At 62.4% G+C, this 21,967-nt stretch carries 17 protein-coding genes; 11 read left to right on the forward strand and 6 right to left on the reverse strand.

Translation table 11 applies throughout. The features are described 5' to 3' along the window. Nucleotides 1-40 precede the first annotated feature (40 nt). From BSY240_RS06635 to BSY240_RS06645, 3 genes are all read left to right on the forward strand, one after another. A complete protein-coding gene (locus tag BSY240_RS06635) occupies nt 41-1,444 on the forward strand; it encodes an FAD-binding oxidoreductase (RefSeq protein WP_069041780.1) in 1,404 nt (467 codons plus the stop codon). Nucleotides 1,445-1,538: 94 nt separating this feature from the next. Continuing rightward, nucleotides 1,539-2,324 carry an SDR family oxidoreductase gene (locus BSY240_RS06640; protein WP_069041781.1) on the forward strand — a complete coding sequence of 262 codons (786 nt, stop codon included), beginning with the start codon at nt 1,539-1,541 and terminating at the stop codon, nt 2,322-2,324. A 103-nt stretch (nt 2,325-2,427) separates the two neighbouring features. Beyond that, nucleotides 2,428-2,670 (forward strand): hypothetical protein, encoded by a 243-nt coding sequence (locus BSY240_RS06645; RefSeq protein WP_150127416.1) that lies wholly within the window; start codon nt 2,428-2,430, stop codon nt 2,668-2,670. Between the two features lie 17 nt (nt 2,671-2,687). On the opposite strand, the gene BSY240_RS06650 is transcribed toward BSY240_RS06645, so the two are convergent. Continuing rightward, complete coding sequence (locus BSY240_RS06650) at nt 2,688-2,876, reverse strand: hypothetical protein (protein ID WP_069043864.1); 189 nt, start codon at nt 2,874-2,876, stop codon at nt 2,688-2,690. A gap of 270 nt (nt 2,877-3,146) precedes the next feature. Between BSY240_RS06650 and BSY240_RS06655 the strand changes: the two genes are divergently transcribed. The 4 genes from BSY240_RS06655 to BSY240_RS24100 all read left to right on the forward strand — a co-directional run bounded on the left by BSY240_RS06655 (nt 3,147) and on the right by BSY240_RS24100 (nt 6,194). Next, nucleotides 3,147-4,439 carry an Hsp70 family protein gene (locus BSY240_RS06655; RefSeq protein ID WP_054149629.1) on the forward strand — a complete coding sequence of 431 codons (1,293 nt, stop codon included), beginning with the start codon at nt 3,147-3,149 and terminating at the stop codon, nt 4,437-4,439. A 223-nt stretch (nt 4,440-4,662) separates the two neighbouring features. Further along, on the forward strand, nt 4,663-5,556 hold the full coding sequence (locus tag BSY240_RS06660; protein ID WP_069041782.1) for a uracil-DNA glycosylase: 894 nt from the start codon (nt 4,663-4,665) through the stop codon (nt 5,554-5,556). Nucleotides 5,557-5,699: 143 nt separating this feature from the next. Then, nucleotides 5,700-5,891, forward strand: a complete 192-nt coding sequence (locus tag BSY240_RS06665; protein WP_054149631.1) for a hypothetical protein — start codon at nt 5,700-5,702, stop codon at nt 5,889-5,891. A 144-nt stretch (nt 5,892-6,035) separates the two neighbouring features. After that, the gene (locus BSY240_RS24100) at nt 6,036-6,194 is read left to right on the forward strand and encodes a hypothetical protein (RefSeq protein WP_153761840.1); all 159 of its coding nucleotides are present in this window, start codon (nt 6,036-6,038) and stop codon (nt 6,192-6,194) included. Nucleotides 6,195-6,269: 75 nt separating this feature from the next. Here BSY240_RS24100 and BSY240_RS06670 read toward each other — a convergent pair whose 3' ends face one another. Next, nucleotides 6,270-7,166 (reverse strand): hypothetical protein, encoded by an 897-nt coding sequence (locus BSY240_RS06670; RefSeq protein ID WP_054149652.1) that lies wholly within the window; start codon nt 7,164-7,166, stop codon nt 6,270-6,272. Between the two features lie 327 nt (nt 7,167-7,493). On the opposite strand from BSY240_RS06670, the gene BSY240_RS06675 reads away from it, so the two are divergent. Beyond that, nucleotides 7,494-8,765 (forward strand): MFS transporter, encoded by a 1,272-nt coding sequence (locus tag BSY240_RS06675; RefSeq protein ID WP_069041783.1) that lies wholly within the window; start codon nt 7,494-7,496, stop codon nt 8,763-8,765. 2 nt (nt 8,766-8,767) lie between these two features. On the opposite strand, the gene BSY240_RS06680 is transcribed toward BSY240_RS06675, so the two are convergent. After that, a complete protein-coding gene (locus BSY240_RS06680; RefSeq protein ID WP_054149633.1) occupies nt 8,768-9,706 on the reverse strand; it encodes a DMT family transporter in 939 nt (312 codons plus the stop codon). Nucleotides 9,707-10,006: 300 nt separating this feature from the next. Here BSY240_RS06680 and BSY240_RS06685 point away from each other — a divergent pair, with 300 nt between their 5' ends. The 3 genes from BSY240_RS06685 (at nt 10,007) to BSY240_RS06695 (ending at nt 16,638) form a co-directional block, all read left to right on the forward strand. Continuing rightward, nucleotides 10,007-11,116 carry a methyl-accepting chemotaxis protein gene (locus BSY240_RS06685; protein WP_069043865.1) on the forward strand — a complete coding sequence of 370 codons (1,110 nt, stop codon included), beginning with the start codon at nt 10,007-10,009 and terminating at the stop codon, nt 11,114-11,116. Between the two features lie 248 nt (nt 11,117-11,364). Then, a complete protein-coding gene (gene pepN / locus BSY240_RS06690; RefSeq protein WP_069041784.1) occupies nt 11,365-14,013 on the forward strand; it encodes an aminopeptidase N in 2,649 nt (882 codons plus the stop codon). Nucleotides 14,014-14,277: 264 nt separating this feature from the next. After that, nucleotides 14,278-16,638 carry a PAS domain-containing sensor histidine kinase gene (locus BSY240_RS06695; protein ID WP_069041785.1) on the forward strand — a complete coding sequence of 787 codons (2,361 nt, stop codon included), beginning with the start codon at nt 14,278-14,280 and terminating at the stop codon, nt 16,636-16,638. Nucleotides 16,639-16,731: 93 nt separating this feature from the next. Here the strand turns inward: BSY240_RS06695 and BSY240_RS06700 are convergent, their stop codons facing one another. From BSY240_RS06700 to BSY240_RS06710, 3 genes are read right to left on the reverse strand one after another with little or no spacing between them, the layout of a single operon-like run. Next, complete coding sequence (locus BSY240_RS06700; protein ID WP_069041786.1) at nt 16,732-19,683, reverse strand: bifunctional [glutamine synthetase] adenylyltransferase/[glutamine synthetase]-adenylyl-L-tyrosine phosphorylase; 2,952 nt, start codon at nt 19,681-19,683, stop codon at nt 16,732-16,734. Between the two features lie 52 nt (nt 19,684-19,735). Then, nucleotides 19,736-21,151: a sensor histidine kinase gene (locus BSY240_RS06705; RefSeq protein ID WP_069041787.1), complete on the reverse strand. Its 1,416-nt coding sequence runs from the start codon at nt 21,149-21,151 to the stop codon at nt 19,736-19,738. 1 nt (nt 21,152) lies between these two features. Beyond that, nucleotides 21,153-21,911, reverse strand: a complete 759-nt coding sequence (locus BSY240_RS06710) for a response regulator transcription factor (protein ID WP_150127417.1) — start codon at nt 21,909-21,911, stop codon at nt 21,153-21,155. Between the last annotated feature and the right edge of the window lie 56 nt (nt 21,912-21,967).

Here is a 21,967-nt window from a genome sequence, read left to right on the forward strand (position 1 = left end):
ATTTTCAGGCGAAGAAGCCGCGAACAGTTCAGGTTGCACCATGTCTTCGCATTCGACCTTCTCGCCCCTCGACCTCACCTCGGCACTTGACGGCCTGCATCCGGACCTCCGGATCCTTGGTCCCGAGGCGCTTGCTGGTCGCCATCCCGGAGAAGACCAAGCGAACCTGAATGCCGGCGTGATGGCGCAGCCGGCATCGACGGAGGCGGTCGCGGCGCTGGTATCCTGGTGCAGGGCAAACCGCGTTGCCATCGTGCCGCAAGGTGGGGTCAGCGGGCTCGTCGGCGGCGGCGTTTCCCATGCGGGTGACATCATTCTGTCCAGCGCCCGGCTTAACCGGGTGCTGGCAATTCATGCGGACGAGGAAACGGTCGAAGTGGAGGCAGGCGTCACCCTGGAGGCCCTGCGGACGGCACTGGACCCGCATGGGCTGACCACAGGCATCGACCTCGGCTCGCGTGGATCGGCGACGATCGGAGGAATGGCTGCCACCAATGCCGGCGGCATCCTTGCCTTCCGCAACGGCGTGATGCGCCATCAAATCCTGGGCCTTGAAGCCGTTCTTCCCTCGGGCGAGATCTTCTCGGACCTGACGCGGGTGGTGAAGGTCTCGGCGGGGCCGGATCTGAAGCAGTTGCTGATCGGCAGCGAGGGTGCCTTCGGTTTCGTCACGCGGCTCGTGCTGAAAGTCGAGACAATCCGCCCGCATCGTGCCGTGGCGCTCCTCGGCGTACCCGATGCGAGCCGCGGGTTGCGGGTTGCCGCGCGGCTGCGGCGCCATCCGGCGCTCCAGTTGGAAGCCGCCGAGATGATGTGGCCGCGTTATGTGCGCGATCACGCCGCGCTGAAGCGCTTCGACCTGTCCTGGCTGGAGAACAATACGCCGGTGCTGCTGCTGGAAGTCTCCGGCGAGACGGCAGAGGCCGCAACAGCGCTTCTCGAGGCAGAACTCGCCGAGATCTGGGAGGAGACCGAGCTTCAGGGCGGGATCATCGCCCAGTCCTCCGATCAGGCACGCCGCTTCTGGGAAATGCGTGAGGATTCCGGCTTCTACTTCGCCGCATTTCCCAATGCCCCGTCCTTCGACGTTTCGATGCCGCCCTCCGCCCTGGACGACTATGTCGCCGGACTGACTAATCGTCTTGACGCGATCGGCGATGGCTTGGAGGCCTATGTCTACGGGCATATCGCCGACGGCAACCTGCATATCGCAATTGCGGCTGCCGGGCCCCTGCCCTCTGAGCTGAAGGCGGCCGTCGAGGCGGCGGTCTATGATGGCATCCGTGCCTCGGGCGGCAGCTTCTCCGCAGAACACGGTGTTGGCCTCGAAAAGCGTGCCGCCTATCTGACCCACGTCGATCCGGTGAAACAGGCGCTTGCGCGCCAGATCAAGTCCGTGCTCGACCCGCACAACCTGTTCAATCCGGGCAAGGTGCCGTTCTGAAACCGGTTGATCCGCAGATCGCAGGGGTTTCGATCGCGGTCCGGCACCGATAGACTGCCGCAAAGCATATCGCATCACAGGGAAGGATACACCCATGGATCTCGGCATTTCCGGCAAACGCGCCCTCGTGCTCGCCGCCTCGCGCGGCCTTGGCCTCGGCATCGCAAAGGCGCTTGCGGCGGAGGGGTGCCATGTCCTCATCTGCGGACGCACGGAAGACAAGCTCAAGGCCAATGTCGAGGCCATCAGGGCATCTGGGGGCAAGGCGGACTATGTGGTCGCCGACCTCGCCGATGCGCATTTCGTCGACCAGATGCTGCACGCGGTCCATCACACGCTCGGCGGCATCGACATCCTCGTCAACAATACCGGCGGCCCGACGCCCGGCACCGTCGAGGACATGGATGCCGAGAAGCTCTACAACTTTTTCCAGTCCATGGTGGTCCGCGTCATCACGCTCACCAATGCGCTGGTGCCCTTGATGAAGACTCAGGGCTTTGGCCGTATCGTCACCGTCGCCTCCTCCGGCGTCTTCGAGCCGATCCCGAACCTCGCCCTCTCCAACACGCTGCGCGGTGCGCTCGTCGGCTGGAACAAGACGCTGTCGGCGGAGCTTGCCTCCTATGGCGTTACCGCGAACATGATCCTGCCCGGCCGCATTCACACGGACCGTATCGACGAGCTCGATGGCGCAAACGCCAAGAAGCACGGCAAGTCGCTGGACGAAGTACGCGCGGCATCGGTCAAGTCGATCCCCGCCCAGCGGCTCGGCCGTGTCGAGGAGTTCGCGGCCGCTGCGGCGTTCCTCTGCTCTAGCCCTGCAAGCTACATCACCGGCACCATGCTGCGCGTTGACGGCGGGGCGGCGAAATCGATCTGAGCGGCCCGCCATCGGCGTCAAATTCGCATTAGCTAAAATGAGAACAATCGACTGAACGGCTTGGAAAGCTCTTGGGTTTACTCAAACGTGAGAAACCTGGGAGATGAGAGTTCCCGTGATGACCGATGCCGGACATGAAGACCGGATGCTGCTGGCACTCGACCCGGCAGCACTCGTGACCGAACCCGAACCGACCGTCGAAGAGCGCGCGCGTGTCCCGCGCTCTCGCAACGCCAGCTATGGCCGGATAATCGACCACTTCCTGACAAAGCTTGAGGGCTTCAACGAAGAGCAAGAAGCGCCAGAGATGGCGCAGTACGCTGCCCGTCTCTATCATGAAGTCTGAGCTCGACCGGCCTCGCCTCAACGCCGCCTCAGCCAGGCAAGCCCTGCCACACCCGCAATCGCCAAGAGAATACCATATATGATCCAGGGGCTCTGATCGATCATGAAGCTCGACGCCGGATAGGGAAAGTGACCCGAGCCCTGCCCGATCCACACGAAGCCCATCAGAATTGCGAGAGCAGCAAAGCAATGCAGGGCGATGCGCATGGGTGACATCTGTCGATCTCCAGGGTGAAGCCGACCATAGACCCAGGCGCCAACAACGGCTAGAGGCGCCCGCTTCGCAGGGACCGTCGATGCAATAGTTCGTGTCTGCGCGCCCACCTGCGCTCCGATTGCAGCCGTCACAAAAAGGTCGCTTGCCCTCGCCGCCCCCCTGTGGCATCAGGCGCCCTCTTTCATGTCTCGGCATCGCCGAGCACGACCGGCTCGCCGGGTCTCACACACAATCAGGCATAGATAAAGGGAGCGATGGCCATGGCTGAAGCGCTTGGGCTCGATTTCGGCACGACCAATACCGTGATCGCCGTCGCGGAAAGCAGCGACGCGACACATTCGGTCGCCTACACCTCGCCGGCCGGCACATCCGACAGCATGCGCACCGCGCTCTCCTTCCTCAAGGATCGACAACTCGGCGCTGGCGCGCTGAAGGTCGAGGCGGGCCAGGCCGCAATCCGTGCCTTCATCGACAATCCCGGCGACTGTCGTTTCCTGCAGTCGATCAAGACCTTTGCTGCTTCCGCCCTCTTCCAGGGGACGCTGGTGCATGCAAGGCGCTTCCAGTTCGAAGACCTGATGGAGGTGTTCCTGAAGCGCCTGCAGGCCTATGCGGGCGATGGCTGGCCGGGCGAGGCCAAGCGTCTCGTCGCCGGTCGTCCCGTCCATTTCGCCGGCGCCAGTCCCGATCCGGCGCTTGCCGTCACCCGCTACAACGAAGCGCTGACGCGGCTCGGTTTTCCCGAGATCCACTATGTCTATGAGCCGGTGGCCGCCGCCTTCTACTTTGCCCGCACGCTCAAGCGTGACGCGACGGTTCTCGTCGCCGACTTCGGCGGCGGTACGACCGACTTCTCGCTGATCCGCTTCTCGACCGAAGCCGGCAAGCTCAGCGCCACGCCGATTGGCCAGTCCGGTGTCGGCATTGCCGGCGACCAGTTCGATGCGCGCATCATCGACCAGCTGGTGGCGCCGGAAATCGGCAAGGGCAGCCAGTTCAAGAGCTTCGGCAAGCTGCTCGACGTCCCAAGCAACTACTATCTCGCCTTTTCGCGCTGGAACCAGCTTTCGGTCTTCAAGACCTTGAAGGAATTCACCGACCTCAAGTCGCTGGTGCGCCAGGCGGAAGAGCCGGAGAAGCTCGAACTGTTCATCGATCTGATCGATCACGACGAAGGTTACCCGCTCTATCAGGCGGTCTCGGCCACAAAGATGGCCCTGTCTTCGGCGGAGGAAGCCGATTTCCGCTTCGCGCCGCTCGGCAAGGCCGGCGAGAAGCGCGTGACCCGCCGCGATTTCGAAAGCTGGATTGCCGACGACCTCGTCCGCATGGAAGAGGCGCTCGACGAGGTGTTGGCCAAGAGCAACACCGAGGCCGGCACGATCGACAAGATATTCCTCACCGGCGGCACATCCTTCGTGCCCGCAGTGCGTGACATCTTCCACCGCCGCTTCGACGCAAGCCGCATCGAGACCGGCGGCGAACTGGTGTCGATTGCCCATGGCTTGGCTTTGATCGGCGAGCGGGACGATATCGAACAGTGGGTGGCGTGAACCGGGCCGACTAACTCCCACGGCCAGCGCATGCCGGGGGGCTCCCCTCATCCTGAGGATGCCTGCGAAGCAGGCCTCGAAGGATCAAAGCCATACAGAAAACCACCCGCCCTCGTCCTTCAAGGGTCGCATACGCTCCCGCCTCAGGATGAGGGCTGGTCGCCAAAGTTTGTCCTACGCTTTCCATTTGCCTTCCAGCGGCCAAAGGCACTAGAACAGCCTCATGATCCAGGCCCGCGACATGTCCTCCGCAGAGCTCGCCGCGCTTCTCGCATTTCATGCAGAGGCCGGTGTCGAGTGGCTGGTGGAAGACGATCCGATCGACCGCATCGCGGCTTTTGCAGCCGAAAAGGCGGCGCGGCAGGTGGCACGCCCGGCAGCGGATACACAAGCCACCAACGCCCAGGCGCGCAGCCTGCCGGGACGCAGCGTAACTCCCCCCTCCGAACGCCAGCCGGCGCGGGCGCAACCCGCCCAAGGCTCGGCGCTGCCGGCGATCCCGGATGAGAATGCCATTGCCGAGGCGCGCTTTGCGGCCGAAAGCGCACGTTCGCTTGCCGAATTGAAAACTGCCATCGAAGCCTTCACCAGCTGCAATCTGAAAACCTCGGCACGGTCGACCATCACGGCCGAAGGTACCGGCACGGCCGGCATCATGGTGATCGGCCCCATGCCGAACGCGGATGACGACCGCGAGGGTCAGGCCTTTTCAGGGCGCGCAGGCCTTCTCCTCGACCGCATGCTTTCGGCCATCGGCCAGAGCCGCGAAAGCGCCACCATCACCACCATCATCCCCTGGCGGCCGCCTGGCGACCGTATGCCCTCCGGCCCGGAAACTGCCATTTGCCGACCCTTCATCGAACGCCAGATCGCGCTTGCTGAACCTCGCCTGGTCCTTGTGCTCGGCAATTATGCCGCCCGCTTCTTCTTCGGTGAAACCGGGACGATCCACGCTCTGCGTGGCAAGTGGCGTGATATCGGCGCCGGCGGCCATACCGTCCAGGCCATGGCGACGCTGCATCCGCAGGAGTTGCTCGCCGCCCCAGCCAGCAAGGCACTTGCCTGGATGGATCTGCTCGCCTTCTCCGAACGCGTGAATCCTGTCCAAAACGGCTAAATTATCATCAGCATGAACAAATTATGAAGACAGCCATGCGTTTGATGCAGGGCAGGATCGCAGCCTTGTTCGTTGCCGAATCTATGCTGCACTGCGATATATAAGTCTGAAAGTGGGAGGGACACTTTTAAAGGAAGACCATCGTGAGCCTTCGCACCCGCCCCATTCACTGCAAGTTCGAGACCTTGCGTCTCGCCAGCGAACACGGCCGCAGCGCAAGCCCCTACAACCGAAGCAGCGCCGCAGTTTCCGCAGAACAGCTGAGCGCGCGCTTCACCGGCCATGCCGGTCGCATAGCGCGCCCCGCCAGTGTCTTTTCCGAATTCCGCACCTGACGTTCGACGACCTCACCGGCCAAAAACCGTCGATTTGCTGGGAACGCATATCAGGGCTTCCGCATTGTGCATTGCGGCATCGGTTCATCCATGAACAGATATACCTACAAACATCGATATGCATTTAGAGCAGAGGATAAGACCATGAACATCTCGTTCCACCCCGTCCGCAGCCTGCGCCAGGCCATGCATCACATCGGCCATGCCGTCAGCGCTTCGGAAGAGTTGTCCACCGCCGCCCGCAAGCGCCAGCAGGCCCAGGATCGTGGCGTCGAGCGTGCCTTGCAGCCGCTCGGCTTCTGATCCCGTCTGAACGAACACGGTTTCGTCGGGCCCGCCTTGCGCGGGCCTTTTCGCGTCTACAGATTGGAACCGAGTTTACAAGCCGCCGACCGCCCCGAGGCGGGGATCAGGCTTTCCCAGGCGAACAGGCCCGCAGATCCGCTCATAGGCAAAGTCAACAATCGAGAATTTGATCGCCTGCCAGCCACAATACTCCTCGAGGAAGTCGCGGTTGAGGATGCAGTGGTTACGATCGCCATCGGGCCAATAGAGGCAGCCCGTCTCCACAGCGCGGCGGAAAAGCCGCTGCAGATGCGTGCGGGAGATCATGAAGTGCTCGGCCATGACACGGGCATCGATCCGACCGATATCGTACCCGTCGCTACCCGGTGAATGCTCCATCGCCCGGCGAACCAGTTCATCCATGACGAGACCACCCGCCTCGGTCCACAGGAAGAGCGCCACGCGCGGCGGAGGCTCCAGCCAACTCGGATTGAGACAGGCATGGCGGGCGATCTGCGGCTGGATGAGACGGAAGAGATCCGGCTCAGCCGCAAGGGTCTCGGCCCGGTCGCCGCCATCGAGGTAATCGAGGAGCTCCAGATTTGTCACGAGCCATTGATACATCGCGCGGGTCGGCAATTCCGTCGCCTCGTAGCGCTTCGGCCGACGGTTCGGATCGCCGACGATGCGGACGAACTTGTAGCTCAACAACTGGTCGAGGAAATTCAGGACCGTATTGCGGCTCGCAGAATTGTTCGAGGTGATGATTTCGCGGAGATTGGTCGTCGTCAGTCCGCTTCCCGGCTGTGTTGGATCATATTCAAGCTGCAGCGCAAAAGCTGCCTGGCTGAGCAGCCAGCGCTGGTGCGATGCCAGCATGCGTGAAAGCCGAGGGCTCTGGTCGAACTGGCCGCGCAACTTGCCGGCATAGGCACCCAATGCGGTGGCGAATTGAGGATGACCAACAATATCGCTGGAGGAGAGCGTCATGACGGCCTCCGCGATCCGTACTTCCAGGCTGCAAAGGAGATCGACGCAGTCAGGCATCGCAATGCGTGCCGGTCCATTCCTCTGTTCGCCGCGGTCGTCCCCATTCGATCCCTTTGGCGGACGTGGACACTGGGTCCGACGCCTCTCTGACGCTGTTAGTGTGAAGGTAAACGAATTCCTGACGACGTTTCAATCCCTTATTGCCAAAGCGCGAGGGAAGAATGATATGGCGTTCACGATTGCGCCGACTTGCGTCGTATTCGACATTTCACTTGCCCGGCTCTACTGGCACTATTCTCGTTCCCAATTGCGCCCCACGGAGGCCAAATGCTGTCCAGTCTCGCCTCCATCGCCACCCTGATGCTGTCGACGCTGCTGATGATGGCGGGCTTCGGACTGATGGGCTACATGCTGCCGATCCGCTCGCTCAACGAGGGATGGTCGACCTTCATCATCTCCGTCATCGCCACCGGCTATACCTTCGGCTTTACGATGTCGTGCATCGTCACGCCGATCTTCGTGCGCCGCGTCGGGCATGTGCGGGTCTTCGGTGCTCTGATCACGCTCCTGACCGTTTCCATCCTGCTTTGCGCGCTCGTTGTCGAATGGTGGGCCTGGATGATCTTCCGCGGTCTTTCCGGCTTTGCCATTGCTGGCGCCTATCTCCTGATCGAAAGCTGGCTCAATGAGCGGGTGACGAACGACAATCGCGGCGCCCTGTTTTCCGTCTACATGGTGACCTGCCTCGTGGGCTCGATCGGCGGCCAATACATCGTGCCGCTCGGCGACGTGAACGGACCGAACCTTTTCATCATCTGCGCGCTGATCTTCTCGCTGGCACTCTTTCCTGTCGCCCTGTCGACGGCCAAGTCGCCAAGCCCGATTGCCGAGGCGCGCTTCGATCTGAGGCGGCTCTATCGCCGGTCGCCGATTGCATTCTTCGGCTCGCTGCTTTCCGGGGCGCTATCGGGAACCTGGGGCAGTCTCGGCGGCGTCTATTCCCAGACGATCGGCATGACCACGGCGCAAGGGGCGACGCTGCTGGCTGCCTTCCTGGCCGGTGGCGCTATCTCGCAGGTGCCGATCGGACGCATATCGGACCGCATGGATCGGCGCTTCGTGATGATTGCATCCGGACTGTTCGGCGTCGGCGCCTGCGGGATGATGATCGCTTTCGGCGCGGATGACCCAACCGCGCTCTATATCGCCGGCTTCTTCGTCGGCACCGTGCTCTATCCGGTCTATTCGCTCAACGTCGCCCATGCCAACGACCTCGCCGAGCCGCATGAATATGTGACGCTGTCGAGCGCCATCATGATCCTCTACGGCATGGGTACAGTCACCGGTCCGATCATGGCGGGCACGCTGATGCAATGGTTGGGGCCGACCGCGCTTATCGGCTTCCTCGGAACGGCCTTTGCGCTTTATGCCGGCTACGCGGCCTACCGCATCACCAGACGCCCTGATGACGTGACACCGGAAGACAAGACCGATTTCCAGGCGACGATCCTGCCGATGCAGGGCGCAGACAACGCCTCTCCGCTGCCTGAGCCTGATTTGGAGGAGCAGCTAGAGCTCGGGATCGAGTCCGGGCGCTAAGCTCACCCTTGCGGGGTGGATGCCTTGCGGGCGGCCCGCCGTTCCAGGCCAAGCTGGTGTTCGCGGTAGATGATGAAGATGCCGGCCGCAACGACGATGGTCGCGCCGATCAAGGTGGTCATCGTCGGGACTTCCGAAAACAGCATATAGGCGGCAATCGAGCCGAGGATGATCGAGCAGTATTCGAAGGGTGCGATCGTCGAGACATCGGCAAAGCGATAGCTTTCGGTCAGGAAGATCTGACCCAGCCCGCCGAAGAAGCCGGCAAGGGCAAGGAGCCCGAGCCCATGCCAGGAAAGGTCGGCCCAGCCGAAGAACCAGGTAATCGCCGAGAGAAGGGCTGCGGTCAGCGAAAAGAAGAGGACGATGGTCGAGGTCTTTTCCTCGCGCACCAGCTGGCGGACCTGCAGCATGGCCCCTGCCCCGAGGACGGCTGAAACCAGCACGGCCACGGCGCCGACCGCCACGTCTGAGCCCAGCCCTTCTTCGCCGAACAGCGTAAGCTTCGGCAGGGAAATGATCAGGACACCGACAAGCCCGATCACGACCGCCGTCCAGCGATAAAGCCGGACGGTCTCCTTCAGGAAGATGGCTGCAAAGACGACGGCAATCAGCGGCATCGCATAGCCAATGGCGATCGCATCCGGCAGCGGCAGATGGACGAGCCCATAGAAGCCTGCCCCCATCGCACAAACGCCGAGCAAACCGCGCTTCACATGGCCGACCGGGTTGTCTGTCTGGAACGCCTGACGCAACTCGCCGCGCCAGGCGAGATAGACGAGGATCGGCACAATGGCGAAAGCCGACCGGTGAAAGCTGATCTGGCCCGGCGGAATGCCGCTGCCTGCGAGTTTGATGCAGGTCTGCATAGCGACGAAGACGGTCACCGAGCAGACTTTCAGCACGATGCCGCGGAGAGGATTGGGATCGGCGAAGGCCATGGCGATCAGATTCTTGCGGGCAGGCTATGCGCAATCGCATAGGGATTTTGAGCCGGCGACGACGACGCCGTGGACTCGGGCTTCCGTCTAGCATGCATGCCCGTCCGCTCCGCGCAAGTGCAGTGCAAGTGCAGATATCGGCAGGCTGAACCCAGAAATGGCCCGGAAACACCGGGTTTTTGGCCATCCATCGTTAACCGACCGTTCAAACGAGGAAATTATCTTTCCTGTCAGTAAGTCATATTATTGCGGCACCTTGCCGTCTTTGCTGCTCGCTTTTTCAAAACGGGGTTTGGCGCCATGCCGCAGGCCGAATATCAGACCAATTCCATTTCAGAGATCCGCGCCACGCCCCGGTCCATGCGCCTCGTCACCGAGAGTATCGGCACCGATCTCGAGCAATTCAGCGCCGACAACGCCCAAATCGTGCGGCAGATCCGCCTTCTCGCCATCAATGCGCTGATCGAGGCGGCGCGTGCCGGTGAGGCCGGCAAAGGTTTCGCCGTCGTCGCCAACGAGGTTCAGCGTCTGGCGCAGGGTGCCGGAGAAACCGCAGAGCGCTTCCAGGAGAACGTGCTTGGACGTATCCGGCAAAGCCGGACCATGGCGGATGATCTCGTCGACCAGATGGAAGGCGTGAGACTGATCGACCTTGCCCAGACGCTCGTGCAGTTCATCGTCCGCAATCTCTTCGAGCGGACGGCGGACGTGCGCTGGTGGGCGACCGACAGCGCGCTCTGGGAAGCCCTCGAACAGCCCTCGCCCGAGCGAGCCCAGCATGCAGCCGCGCGGCTCGGCGTCATCAATCGGTTCTACACGGTCTATCTCGATCTCGTCATGACCGATGCCGCCGGCAAGGTCATCGCCTCGGCCAATCCCCGGCATCATCGCAGCCTCAAGGACCAGGATCTCTCCAACGAAGCCTGGTTTCGGGCAGCTCGCACCTGCCAGAGCGGTGACGACTATATCGTCGACACCGTCAAGCGCAGCCTGGTGCACGATAATCGCGACGTTCTCGTCTACGCCACCGGGATCCGGGAAGGCGGCCGCAGCGATGGCGCGCTTCTCGGCACGCTCGGCGTCTATTTCGACTGGAAGGCCCAGGGCCAGGCCATCGTCGAGAAAGAGGCGAACCTGGCGCCGCAGGTCGCCGAAAAGACCGAGGTCCTGCTGCTCGACGGCAACAACATGGTGATCGCCTCATCGCGTCCGGAGCGGATCTACACCCATTTCGCGCTCAACAATCCCAAACAACTCGCCAAAGGCAGCTATTACGATCAGAGCGGCGCCATCGTCGCCTTCGCAAAGACCCTCGGCTATGAGGACTATGACGGCCTCGGCTGGTCCGGTGTCATTATCCAGAGCATGGACAGTGAGGACCTCTTGCGTCAGCGGTTGCGATTGAAGTGATGCTGCCCACCTGGCTGCCGGTATTGCCGAAGATATTCTCCTGACTATTCTTGGATTTGAAGCCCGATTTCGGCCGTGAAATCCAAGAAAACCGGCGCCAGGATCAAGAGCATCGTAAAAATAACTCGTGTTTTAACAATCATTCAGAAATTGCTGCAATCATCGCGACAACTTGACCCCAGGCGATCGCGAGCCCAAGCGCTCGTGCCGTGCCTTGGTGGCCAACCCCGTAGCGACCAGGACACATTATGCGCACAGACACGGGCCGGATCGTTCATCTGGCAGACTACCGCCCCACCGACTTCGTTCTGGAACGGGTTGATCTGACCTTCGAACTGGACCCGACGGAAACCAAGGTGGAAGCCCGGTTGATCTTCCATCGGCGCGAAGGTGTCGATGCGGCAGCCCCCCTGGTGCTCGACGGTGACGACCTCACCATGACGAGCGTTCTTTTCGACCAGATCGAGATGGACCCGTCGCGCTACACGGCGACGCCCGAGAGCCTCACCATCCGCGACCTGCCGGAATCCACGCCCTTTGAGATCACCGTCGTGACGATGATCAATCCGGAGGCCAATACCCAGTTGATGGGCCTTTACCGCTCGAACGGCATATACTGCACCCAGTGCGAGGCCGAGGGCTTCCGCCGCATCACCTATTTCCCCGACCGGCCTGACGTGCTCGCCGTCTATACGATCAACATCATTGCCGACAAGGCGGCCAATCCGCTCTTGCTTTCGAACGGCAATTTCCTCGGCGGCGCCGGCTTCGGCCCGGACAAGCATTTCGCCGCCTGGTTCGACCCGCATCCGAAGCCGTCCTATCTCTTCGCGCTGGTTGCCGGCGATCTCGGCATTGTTGAAGACACGTTCACCACCATGTCTGGCCGTGAAGTGGCGCTGAAGATCTATGTCGAGCACGGCAAGGAGCCGCGTGCGGCCTATGCCATGGATGCCTTGAAGCGTTCGATGAAGTGGGACGAAGAGGTCTTCGGCCGCGAATACGATCTGGATATTTTCATGATCGTTGCCGTCTCAGACTTCAACATGGGGGCCATGGAAAACAAGGGCCTCAACATCTTCAACGACAAATACGTGCTCGCCGACCCCGAGACCGCGACCGACCAGGACTACGCGAATATCGAGGCGATCATCGCGCATGAATACTTCCACAACTGGACCGGCAACCGCATCACCTGCCGCGACTGGTTCCAGCTCTGCCTGAAGGAAGGCCTCACCGTCTATCGCGACCATGAATTCTCCGCCGACATGCGCTCGCGTTCGGTCAAGCGGATCGCCGAAGTCCGCCACCTGCGCTCGGAGCAGTTCCCGGAAGATGCAGGTCCGCTCGCTCATCCGGTGCGGCCCAGCAAGTATCGCGAGATCAACAACTTCTACACGACGACCGTCTACGAAAAGGGCTCCGAAGTCACCCGGATGATCGCGACCATTCTCGGCCGTGACGACTTCAAAAAGGGCATGGACCTCTACTTCGATCGTCATGACGGCGATGCCGCGACCGTCGAAGACTTCGTCAAATGCTTCGAAGATGCGAGCGGCCGCGACCTCACACAGTTCTCGCTCTGGTATCATCAGGCCGGCACGCCGCAGATCACCGTTTCCTCGTCTTATGACGCCGGTGCCAAGACGCTCACGCTGTCGCTCGAGCAGATGATCCCGGCAACTCCTGGCCAGAGCGCCAAGGAGCCGATGCATATTCCGCTCCGCTTTACGCTGATCTCGGAAAACGGCTCGGAAGCCTCAGCTTCTTCCATCTCCGGCGGCGACGTCACCGGCGATGTGCTGCATCTGACCGAGCGCGCCCAGAGCTTCACCTTCTTCGGCATCGGCAGCCGCCCTGCTGTCTCGCTGAACCGCGGCTTCTCCGCTCCGGTCACCCTGCATTTCTCGCAGAGCGCTGAGGATCGCGGCCATATCGCCCGCCACGACAGCGACCTCTTCGCCCGCTGGCAGGCGATCACCGACCTCGCTCTGCCGGCCCTGATCGATGCTGCGAAGACCGCCCGTGACGGTGGTACCCTGGCGGCCGACCCCGCTTTCGTAGACGTCCTGCTTGCAGTGGCAGCGGACGAGGCGCTGGAGCCCGCCTTCCGCGCCCAGGCGCTCTCGCTTCCGAGCGAAGCCGACATCGCCCGTGAACTGGGCGGCAACAACGACCCGGATGCTATCCATGCCGGCCGCCAGGCCGTGCTCAGCGCCATTGCCACGGCAGGCGCCGATGTCTTCCGCAAGCTGCACGCCACCCATTCGGCTTCCGGCCCCTTCTCGCCAGATGCCGCAGGTGCAGGCAAGCGGGCGCTGAAGAACCTTGCGCTTTCTTTCCTGTCGCTGGCGGAAAACACCCCGGCGCTGGCCGCCGAGGCATTTGCCAAGGCGGACAACATGACGGACCTGTCGCAGGCCCTCACCATCCTCGCCCATCGCTTCCCCGATGCGGAAGAGACGAAGCAGGCGCTCACCGCTTTCGAGACCCGCTTCGCGTCGAACGCGCTCGTGCTCGACAAGTGGTTCACCATCCAAGCGACGATCCCGGGTGCGGCGAGCCTCGACCGGGTAAAGGCCTTGATGGCGAGCCCGCATTACCAGCCGACCAATCCGAACCGCGTGCGCTCTCTCGTCGGCACCTTCGCCTTCGGCAATGCGACCGGCTTCAACCGTGCGGACGGCGCGGCCTATGCCTTCTTTGCCGAGCAGATCCTCGCGATCGATCCTCGTAATCCGCAGCTTGCGGCACGCCTCCTGACCGCCCTGCGTTCCTGGCGGCTGCTGGAAGCCGGCCGAGCCGACAAGGCGCGCGCGGCGCTTGCGACCATCGAAGCCTCGGCGACGCTGTCGACCGACGTGCGCGACATCGTCGACCGCATCCTGAAGGGCTGAGCCGCCCGTCCGATCCGATGAAAAAAGGCGCCGCGCAAACCGGCGCCTTTTTTCGTCCTCGATCGTTTTCCGGCCTCCGAACGCCGGCTAATTTTCCATGAGATTCAGCCTCTTGCACTGACGCCGATAAAAAAGCGGAGTCGGAGCAATGGGTTAATATTTTCTTTACGCACCGGCTCTGGACAAGCCGAATCGGCCATGATTCCTTGGCGTCAGATTCGGGCAAGCGGCGCTCGAATCACACGAGGGACAGAGGCAGGGACGATGTTGGACGCGCGGCGGGTCACCGCAGCCGATGAGCGGCTGCGCATCAAATTTTCGGACAGGGGTGAATTCTTCGCACGGCTCGGACGGCGGTTTTTCGGCTCGTCCTCGTCCGTTCCGGGTCAGGCCGAGGTATCCGTCCGCTCGATGCGGATCGAGACCATTTTGCGTCGGGCGATCCCGATCCTCATTCTCGCTTTTCTCGCCGTCGTGGCGCTCGCCCGCACCATCGGCATCGTCAACGAACACCAGCGCATGGCAGCGGCCGCCCGCCAGTCGACGGCCCTGATCGCAGCCACGGTCAATGCCGCGCTCGGCGAGCGGCCGGCGCTATTTGAGACCCGCAATCGCGCTGAGGCAGAGAAGCGCCTCGCCACGTACCTGGATCACGAGCATTTTGCCAACGGTGCCCTCGTGCTGCTCGTCGACCCCACCGGCCGCGTCTTCGGCTCGTCGCCGGCAGCCGCAGGTCAGGTCGGCTCGATGCTCGTCAGCCTGCTGCCGGAGATGATGACGATCCGCAAATCCGGCAGCCGCGCCGGCGCAATCGAAACGGATCTGAACGGCGTGCCCCATCACGCGATCTTCACACCCGTCGGCACCGATGGCGCGATGATCGTCGCTGCCCATTCGCTGCAGGCTGTCGAAGACTTCTGGCGCCGCGAGCTGTCGCTCAACGTTACGCTGTTCACCTGCATCACCGTCATCCTCTTCGTCATCCTCTATGCCTATTTCTACCAGGTGAAGCGGGCCCGCGAGGCGGACGATACCTTCCTCGAATCCAACCTGCGGGTGGAAACGGCACTCGCCCGCGGTCGCTGCGGCCTCTGGGACTTCGATCTCGAAAGCCGAAAGCTCGTCTGGTCGCGCTCGATGTACGACATGCTCGGCCTCACGCCATCGACCCAGCCGCTGGCATTCGCCGATGCCGCCCGCCTGATGCATCCCGACGATGGCAATCTCTATGCACTCGCCCGCTCGGTCGGTCGCGGCAGCTCGCGGCATATCGACCAGATCTTCCGCATGCGCCACGCCCAGGGCCACTATGTCTGGATGCGCGCCCGCGCCCAGATCATCTCTTCCAATACCGGCGACCTGCATGTCATCGGCATTGCGATGGACGTGACCGAACAGCACCGCCTCGCCCAGCGTTACGCCGAAGCCGATCAGCGCCTCGCTGACGCGATCGAATGCACCTCGGAAGCCTTCGTACTCTGGGACAAGAACGACAAGCTCGTCGCCTGGAACGGCCATTTCCAGAAGGTCTACGGTCTGCCTGACGACGTGCTGGTGCCCGGCAAGGAGCGTTCGCTGGTGCTCGCGGCCGCCGGCAAGCCAATCATCCAGCGCCGCATCGCCGACGCCGATGACGGCACCAATTCGCGCACCTCGGAAGTACAGCTCGCCGACGAGCGTTGGCTGCAGATCAACGAGCGCCGCACCCGTGACGGTGGCCTCGTCTCGGTCGGCACAGACATCACGCTTCTGAAGCGGCACCAGGAGCGCCTGCGTGAACAGGAACGCCGCCTGATGGCCACGATCGGCGATCTCTCCGCCTCGCAGAAGATCCTCGAGCGTCAGAAGACCGAGCTCTCCGACGCCAACGAAAAGTATATCGCCGAGAAGCAGAATGCCGAAGCTGCCAACAAGGCAAAGTCGGAATTCCTAGCCAATATGAGCCACGAGCTCAGGACGCCGCTCAATGCCATCCTCGGCTTCTCGGAAATCCTGCTCGCCCGCATGTTCGGCCCGGTCGGTTCGCCGAAATACGAGGAATATGCCAAGGACATCCACGAAAGCGGCAAACACCTGTTGAACGTCATCAACGACATCCTCGACATGTCAAAGATCGAGGCGGGACAGATGAAGATCCGCTGCGAAACCATTGATCTCTGCCCACTGATTGAAGAGAGCATGCGGCTGACCGCGATCCCCGCCGAAGAAAAGAACATCACCGTCGAACAGCGTATCGAAGCCAGCCTCTCGCTTGTCGCCGACCGTCGCGCCATCAAGCAGATCCTGCTCAACATCCTGTCCAACGCCGTCAAGTTCACCGATGAAGGCGGCAAGATCGCTCTTCGGGCCCGCAAGGTTCAGGGCGCCGTGATCGTCTCCATCGCCGATACCGGCATCGGCATTCCGAAAAGCGCGCTCAGCAAGATCGGCAATCCCTTCGAACAGGTGCAGAGCCAGTATGCCAAGTCGAAGGGCGGCTCGGGTCTCGGCCTTGCCATCTCCCGTTCGCTGGTCGCGCTGCATGGCGGCTCGCTGAAGATCCGCTCCCGCGAAGGCCAGGGCACGGTCGTGTCGATGCGCATCCCGGATGTGAGCTTCGCCCAAGGCTTGAAGCGGCGCGCGTGAACGCCGGCACACTGTGAATACGAGACCTTGTCTCCGGCCCTTTTGAGGGCCGGATCGGCTTTGCGCGAGACCTTGCGATCACGAGGGTGATCGCTACGCCACCACCCGCGAAAACACCTTCCTCACCGCCTTGGACAGCCGCTTCACTTCCGACTCGGCCGTTTTCATATCGGGACTTTCGGCGGCGCGTGCCACGCGGTCGGTCAGGCCGGCCGGGACATTGGCGGGATCGAAGGGGCCGTCGATGCAGAGGCGAATGACCTGCGACAGGTCCGTGTAGAGCTTGAGCGCCGAGAGGCAGATATCGAGATCGTTGGGGTCGATCAGCGTGCCGAGTGCCTTCAGAGCATCCGCAGTGGACAATTCATTGGTGCGCACGCGGTGGCCTTTGGAGGGAGCCAGAAGCGCCAGATACTGCGCGATGAACTCGATATCAACCAGGCCGCCGGGAATAAGCTTCAGATCCCATATGTCCTTTGCCGGCTTCTCCTGTTCGATCAGGGCGCGCATTTCCAGCACGTCCTTGACGGTCTTTGCGCGATCGCGCGGGGCTGCCAGCACCTCCTCGATGATCCGCTCGGCCTCGGCCACGAGGCCTGCATCGCCGGACATCATGCGGGCCCGCGAGAGCGCCATGTGTTCCCAGGTCCAGGCCTCCTCGCGCTGATAACGGGCAAAGGCGCGAAGCCTCGTTGCGACCGGCCCCTTGTTGCCGGAGGGGCGAAGCCGCATGTCGACCTCGTAGAGCACGCCTTCTGCCGTCGGCGCCGAGAGTGCCGCGATCAGCCTTTGCGTCAACCGGGTGAAGTAACGCACCGGATCAAGCGGCTTTGCACCATCCGATTCAGAGGCATCGTCGTCATGCTCGTAGAGCAGGATCAGGTCGACGTCGGATCCTGCCGTCAGCTCGAAGGAGCCGAGCTTGCCCATGCCGGCCAGCGCCACGCGGCCGCCAGGGATCTTGCCATGCGCCGCCTCCATCTCTGCGATGACCGCCTTCAGCGCCTCGTCGATGACGAGGTCGGCGAGGTCGGTAAAGGCATGGCCTGCCTGGGCCCCGCCGATCGAGCCGGTCAGCAGGCGAATACCGATCAGGAACCGCTGTTCGGCGGCGAAGATGCGCAGCCGGTCGAGGATTTCCTCGTAGTGGCGCGCGCTGGAGAGGAAACTCTTCAGCCGCTGGCCGAGATAGTCGCGGGTGGGAAGTTCGACCAGGAGGCCCGGATCCAGCATGCCGTCGAAAACGTGCGGCCGCTCTGCGATGATCTCGGCAAGCCTTGGGGCAGCCGCCATGATGTTGACCATCAGGTCGAGAAGGGCGGGATTGTTGCCGAGCAGCGAGAAGAGCTGGATGCCGGCGGGGAGCCCTGAGAGGAAATTGTCGAAGCGCAGAAGTGCCTCGTCGGCCCGCCGGCTCTCGCCGAAGGCCTTCAAAAGATCCGGCGTCATCTCGGTCAGCCGCTCACGCGCTTCCACCGATTGCGTCGCCCGGTATCTACCGTAGTGCCAGGTGCGGATCACACCGGAGATGGCTTCGGGCCTCTCGAAGCCGAGACCCTTTAACGTCTTCAGCGTGTCTGGGTCATCCTGCTGGCCGGTAAAGACGAGATTGCCGGTCGCGCTCGACAGGCCCTCCTCCTTTTCAAAGAGACGGGCGTAGCGCTTTTCGACGGTCTTCAGCGCTGTTTCCAGCGCCCGCGAGAAGGCTGTCGTGTCGATGAAGCCCAGCATGAAGGCAATGCGCTTCAGTTCGGCCTCGGTCTCGGGCAAGACATGAGTCTGCTCGTCATGCACCATCTGGATACGGTGCTCGACATCGCGCATGAACCAGTAGCAGTCCGTCAGTTCTTCCGCCGTCTGCTCATCGATCCATCGCGCCGAGGCCAGCGCCTTCAACGCTTCTTCGGTCGGGCGGCAGCGCAGATCCGGCATGCGGCCGCCGGCGATCAACTGCTGCGTCTGGGCGAAGAACTCGATCTCGCGGATGCCGCCGCGGCCGAGCTTGACGTTGTGCCCCTTCACGGCAATCGCGCCGTGGCCCTTGTGCACATGGATCTGGCGCTTGATCGAGTGGATGTCGGCGATTGCTGCATAATCGAGATATTTGCGGAAGACGAAGGGCACGAGCTCTCTGAGGAAACCCTCGCCTGCCTTCAGGTCACCAGCCACCGGCCGCGCCTTGATGAAGGCGGCACGCTCCCAGTTCTGGCCACGGCCCTCATAGTAGATGAGCGCCGCTTCAACAGGCACGGCAAGCGGTGTCGAGCCCGGATCGGGCCGCAGACGCAGGTCGGTGCGGAAGACATAACCATCTGCCGTGCGCTCCTGCAGGATGCGCACCAGACGACGCATCATCCGACCATAGGTCTCCATGGCATCGTCGGGATCCCCAAGGATCCCGACGTCCGGGTCGTAGAAGATCACAAGGTCGATGTCGGAGGAATAGTTGAGCTCTCGGGCGCCGTGCTTGCCCATGCCGAGCACGATCAGCCCGCTGCCTTCAGCCGGATTGTCCCGGTTCTTGAGGGTGAGCTTCCCGCCCTCATGGCCCGAAAGCAGCAGATGATCGATGGTAGCAGCCACGGCTGCGTCTGCCACCGCACTCAGCCAGGCCGTGGTATCGCGGGCGGTGAAGACACGGGCAAGATCGGCAAGCGCCGTCAGAAAGGCCATCTTGCGCTTGGCGCGCCGCAGCCTCGCCATGACCTCGCCTTCGCCCGGTACAGCACCGGCGGCATCCGGCTTCCAGGCCGTGCGCGCCTCTTCGATCGCATCGACAATCTGCGGCTCGATCGGTGCCGAGACCGCATCGAGCAAAAGCGACGGCTTCAGATTGGCGACGTCGCGCAGGTAGGGAGACAATGTGAAAGCCGCAAGGATGAAGCTGCGCAGCGGCCCTTCAGCCGAAAGATGCTCGGCGAGCGCCGGCTCCTGTTTCGTCAGATCCTTGAGCAAAGCGGTGGCCGCCTTGAGCTCTGTCTGATTCAACGGACGGATTGCTCCGTCGGCCACATCGGACAATCTGCTCGTCCTGCCGTTCCCCATCAGCGTGTCCTCTCCCGGTCGAGATTTCTAGCGAATCTCCAACCGGGTAAGGTTACGACCTCATCCCGGGAAAAACCATGGTCGCGGTCAAGCCGGGATAATCGGCATGGCTGCGAGTATCCGTCAGTTGCAGCCGGCCGCCATGGAGGGCCATGATCGCCTCGACGAGCGACAGGCCCAGGCCTGTCCCCGGCTTCGACCGGCTCTTGTCCAGCCGAACGAAACGTTTGACCACCTCGGCACGTTTGTCGGCAGGCACGCCCGGCCCCTCGTCCGAGACGGAAATCTCGACACCATCCGTCCCCCGCGAGACTCGTACCCGGATCTCCGAGCCTGCCTCTCCCTGACCACCATACTTGATGGCATTGTCGATCAGGTTGGAAATCGCCTGTCCCACCAGTTCGCGATTGCCGCGCACGGACAGACCCGGCGAGATCTCGCAGATCATCGTCTGGCCGGCCTCTTCCGCCACCGGCTCGTAAAGCTCGGCGCTGTCGGCCGCGATCGCAGAGATGTCGATGTCGGAAAGCTCGGCCGCAATCGATCCGGCTTCGACGCGCGAAATCATCAGCAGCGCGTTGAAGGTGCGGATGAGCTGGTCGGATTCGCCGATGATCGTCTCAAGGGCTGCCCTGCGGGCATTCGCATCATCCTCGTTCAGCGCATCGGCCGCCTTGTTGCGCAGGCGCGTCAAGGGCGTCTTCAAGTCGTGGGCGATGTTGTCGGAAACCTGTTTCAGCCCCTCGTTCAGCTGTTCGATGCGCCCCAGCATGCCGTTCAGCGACGACGACAACCGGTCGAATTCGTCGCCCGAGCCCGATACGGGCAGTCGCTGAGACAGGTCGCCGGCCATGATCTTCTGGCTCGCTTCCGAAACACGGTCGATGCGTTTCAGCGCATTGCGGCCGATGGCGAACCAGATGACGACGGCGCCGATCCCCATGATCAACAGCGCCACCATCAGCGCCTGACGTACGAGAAGTCTGAGCTTGCCTGGCTCGCCGAGATCGCGCCCAACAAGCACACGGATGCCATTGTCCAGCACGAAGACATGGCCCGTCGCCAGATGACGTTTCACCCCGCCGCTGTCGGTATAACGCTGGTAACGGAAGGGAAAATTGGTCCAGCCCTCCTCGTCAAAGACGCCGGGTTGCAGCGAGGCGACATTGCCGGCGAGGATCTCACCGTTCGGGCTTGCGATCACATAGAGGTTCGCCCCCGGCTGGCGGGCACGCCTCTCCATGGTGCGCAAGAGCTGGTTGATGCCGCCGCGCTCGAAGGCGCCCTGGATTTCGGTCACCTCCTGGCGAAGGGCATCGCGGGTCTGGTTGTTGAGGATGCGCTCGGCGAGCCCCGTTACGTAAAAGACGAGGAAGGCGGCGCAGAGCGCAAAGAGAATGATGTAGAGCGCAGACAACCGGACGGCCGTGGACTTGGCCAGCACCCCGATGCGGGACTTCAGCCGCATGTCAGCCTTCGTCCTTGATCATGTAACCGGCACCGCGAACCGTCTTCAGAAGCGGCCGGTCGAAATCCTTTTCGATCTTCGAGCGCAGCCGCGACACATGCACGTCAATGACATTGGTCTGCGGGTCGAAGTGATAGTCCCAGACGTTTTCGAGCAGCATGGTGCGCGTCACCACCTGTCCGGCATTCTTCATCAAGTATTCCAGAAGGCGGAATTCACGCGGCTGCAGCAGGATCTCCTTGCCGGCGCGCTTCACCTCATGGGAGAGCCGGTCGAGCTCGAGATCGCCGACCCGGTAGGCCATGTCTTGCTCCGGTTTGCCCTTGCGGCGGCCAAGCACCTCGACGCGCGCCAGGAGCTCGGAAAAGGCATAGGGTTTCGGCAGGTAATCGTCGCCACCGGCGCGCAGGCCCGTGACGCGGTCATCCACCTGGCCCAACGCCGAGAGGATGAGGACGGGCGTATCGATGCCGCGCTTGCGCAGCTCGCTGATGACGGAAAGGCCATCACGGCGCGGCAGCATGCGGTCGACCACCATCACGTCATAGGCGTTTTCGGTGCCCATGAAGAGCCCGCTTTCGCCGTCGCTCGCATGGTCGGCGACGATGCCGGCCTCGCGAAAGGCCTTGGTCATGTAGGCTGCAGCTTCCAGATCGTCTTCGATGACAAGTATCTTCATGCGCGCGACATTAGCCTCAGCATCCGCCACCGTATAGCCGGTTTCGCCGGACTTCGGCTGTCCTTGTTCCGCGATCCCCATGCTTCGTCCTTTCCTTGCATCTGGCGGTCGGCGACCACCGGAAACGTCAAGGGGCG

This window comes from Agrobacterium sp. RAC06 (genome assembly GCF_001713475.1).
Taxonomy (GTDB): domain Bacteria; phylum Pseudomonadota; class Alphaproteobacteria; order Rhizobiales; family Rhizobiaceae; genus Allorhizobium.

What these genes read in the sequence shown, in the direction of transcription:
- BSY240_RS06685 (WP_069043865.1), top strand. Translation starts at nt 10,007, where the DNA reads ATGCCGCAGGCCGAATATCAGACCAATTCCATTTCAGAGATCCGCGCC.
- BSY240_RS06700 (WP_069041786.1), bottom strand. Translation starts at nt 19,683, where the DNA reads ATGGGGAACGGCAGGACGAGCAGATTGTCCGATGTGGCCGACGGAGCA.
- BSY240_RS06650 (WP_069043864.1), bottom strand. Translation starts at nt 2,876, where the DNA reads ATGCGCATCGCCCTGCATTGCTTTGCTGCTCTCGCAATTCTGATGGGC.
- BSY240_RS06680 (WP_054149633.1), bottom strand. Translation starts at nt 9,706, where the DNA reads ATGGCCTTCGCCGATCCCAATCCTCTCCGCGGCATCGTGCTGAAAGTC.
- BSY240_RS06670 (WP_054149652.1), bottom strand. Translation starts at nt 7,166, where the DNA reads ATGACGCTCTCCTCCAGCGATATTGTTGGTCATCCTCAATTCGCCACC.
- BSY240_RS06640 (WP_069041781.1), top strand. Translation starts at nt 1,539, where the DNA reads ATGGATCTCGGCATTTCCGGCAAACGCGCCCTCGTGCTCGCCGCCTCG.
- BSY240_RS24100 (WP_153761840.1), top strand. Translation starts at nt 6,036, where the DNA reads ATGAACATCTCGTTCCACCCCGTCCGCAGCCTGCGCCAGGCCATGCAT.
- BSY240_RS06710 (WP_150127417.1), bottom strand. Translation starts at nt 21,911, where the DNA reads ATGGGGATCGCGGAACAAGGACAGCCGAAGTCCGGCGAAACCGGCTAT.
- BSY240_RS06695 (WP_069041785.1), top strand. Translation starts at nt 14,278, where the DNA reads ATGTTGGACGCGCGGCGGGTCACCGCAGCCGATGAGCGGCTGCGCATC.
- BSY240_RS06660 (WP_069041782.1), top strand. Translation starts at nt 4,663, where the DNA reads ATGATCCAGGCCCGCGACATGTCCTCCGCAGAGCTCGCCGCGCTTCTC.
- BSY240_RS06705 (WP_069041787.1), bottom strand. Translation starts at nt 21,151, where the DNA reads ATGCGGCTGAAGTCCCGCATCGGGGTGCTGGCCAAGTCCACGGCCGTC.
- pepN (WP_069041784.1), top strand. Translation starts at nt 11,365, where the DNA reads ATGCGCACAGACACGGGCCGGATCGTTCATCTGGCAGACTACCGCCCC.
- BSY240_RS06655 (WP_054149629.1), top strand. Translation starts at nt 3,147, where the DNA reads ATGGCTGAAGCGCTTGGGCTCGATTTCGGCACGACCAATACCGTGATC.
- BSY240_RS06635 (WP_069041780.1), top strand. Translation starts at nt 41, where the DNA reads ATGTCTTCGCATTCGACCTTCTCGCCCCTCGACCTCACCTCGGCACTT.
- BSY240_RS06645 (WP_150127416.1), top strand. Translation starts at nt 2,428, where the DNA reads ATGAGAGTTCCCGTGATGACCGATGCCGGACATGAAGACCGGATGCTG.
- BSY240_RS06675 (WP_069041783.1), top strand. Translation starts at nt 7,494, where the DNA reads ATGCTGTCCAGTCTCGCCTCCATCGCCACCCTGATGCTGTCGACGCTG.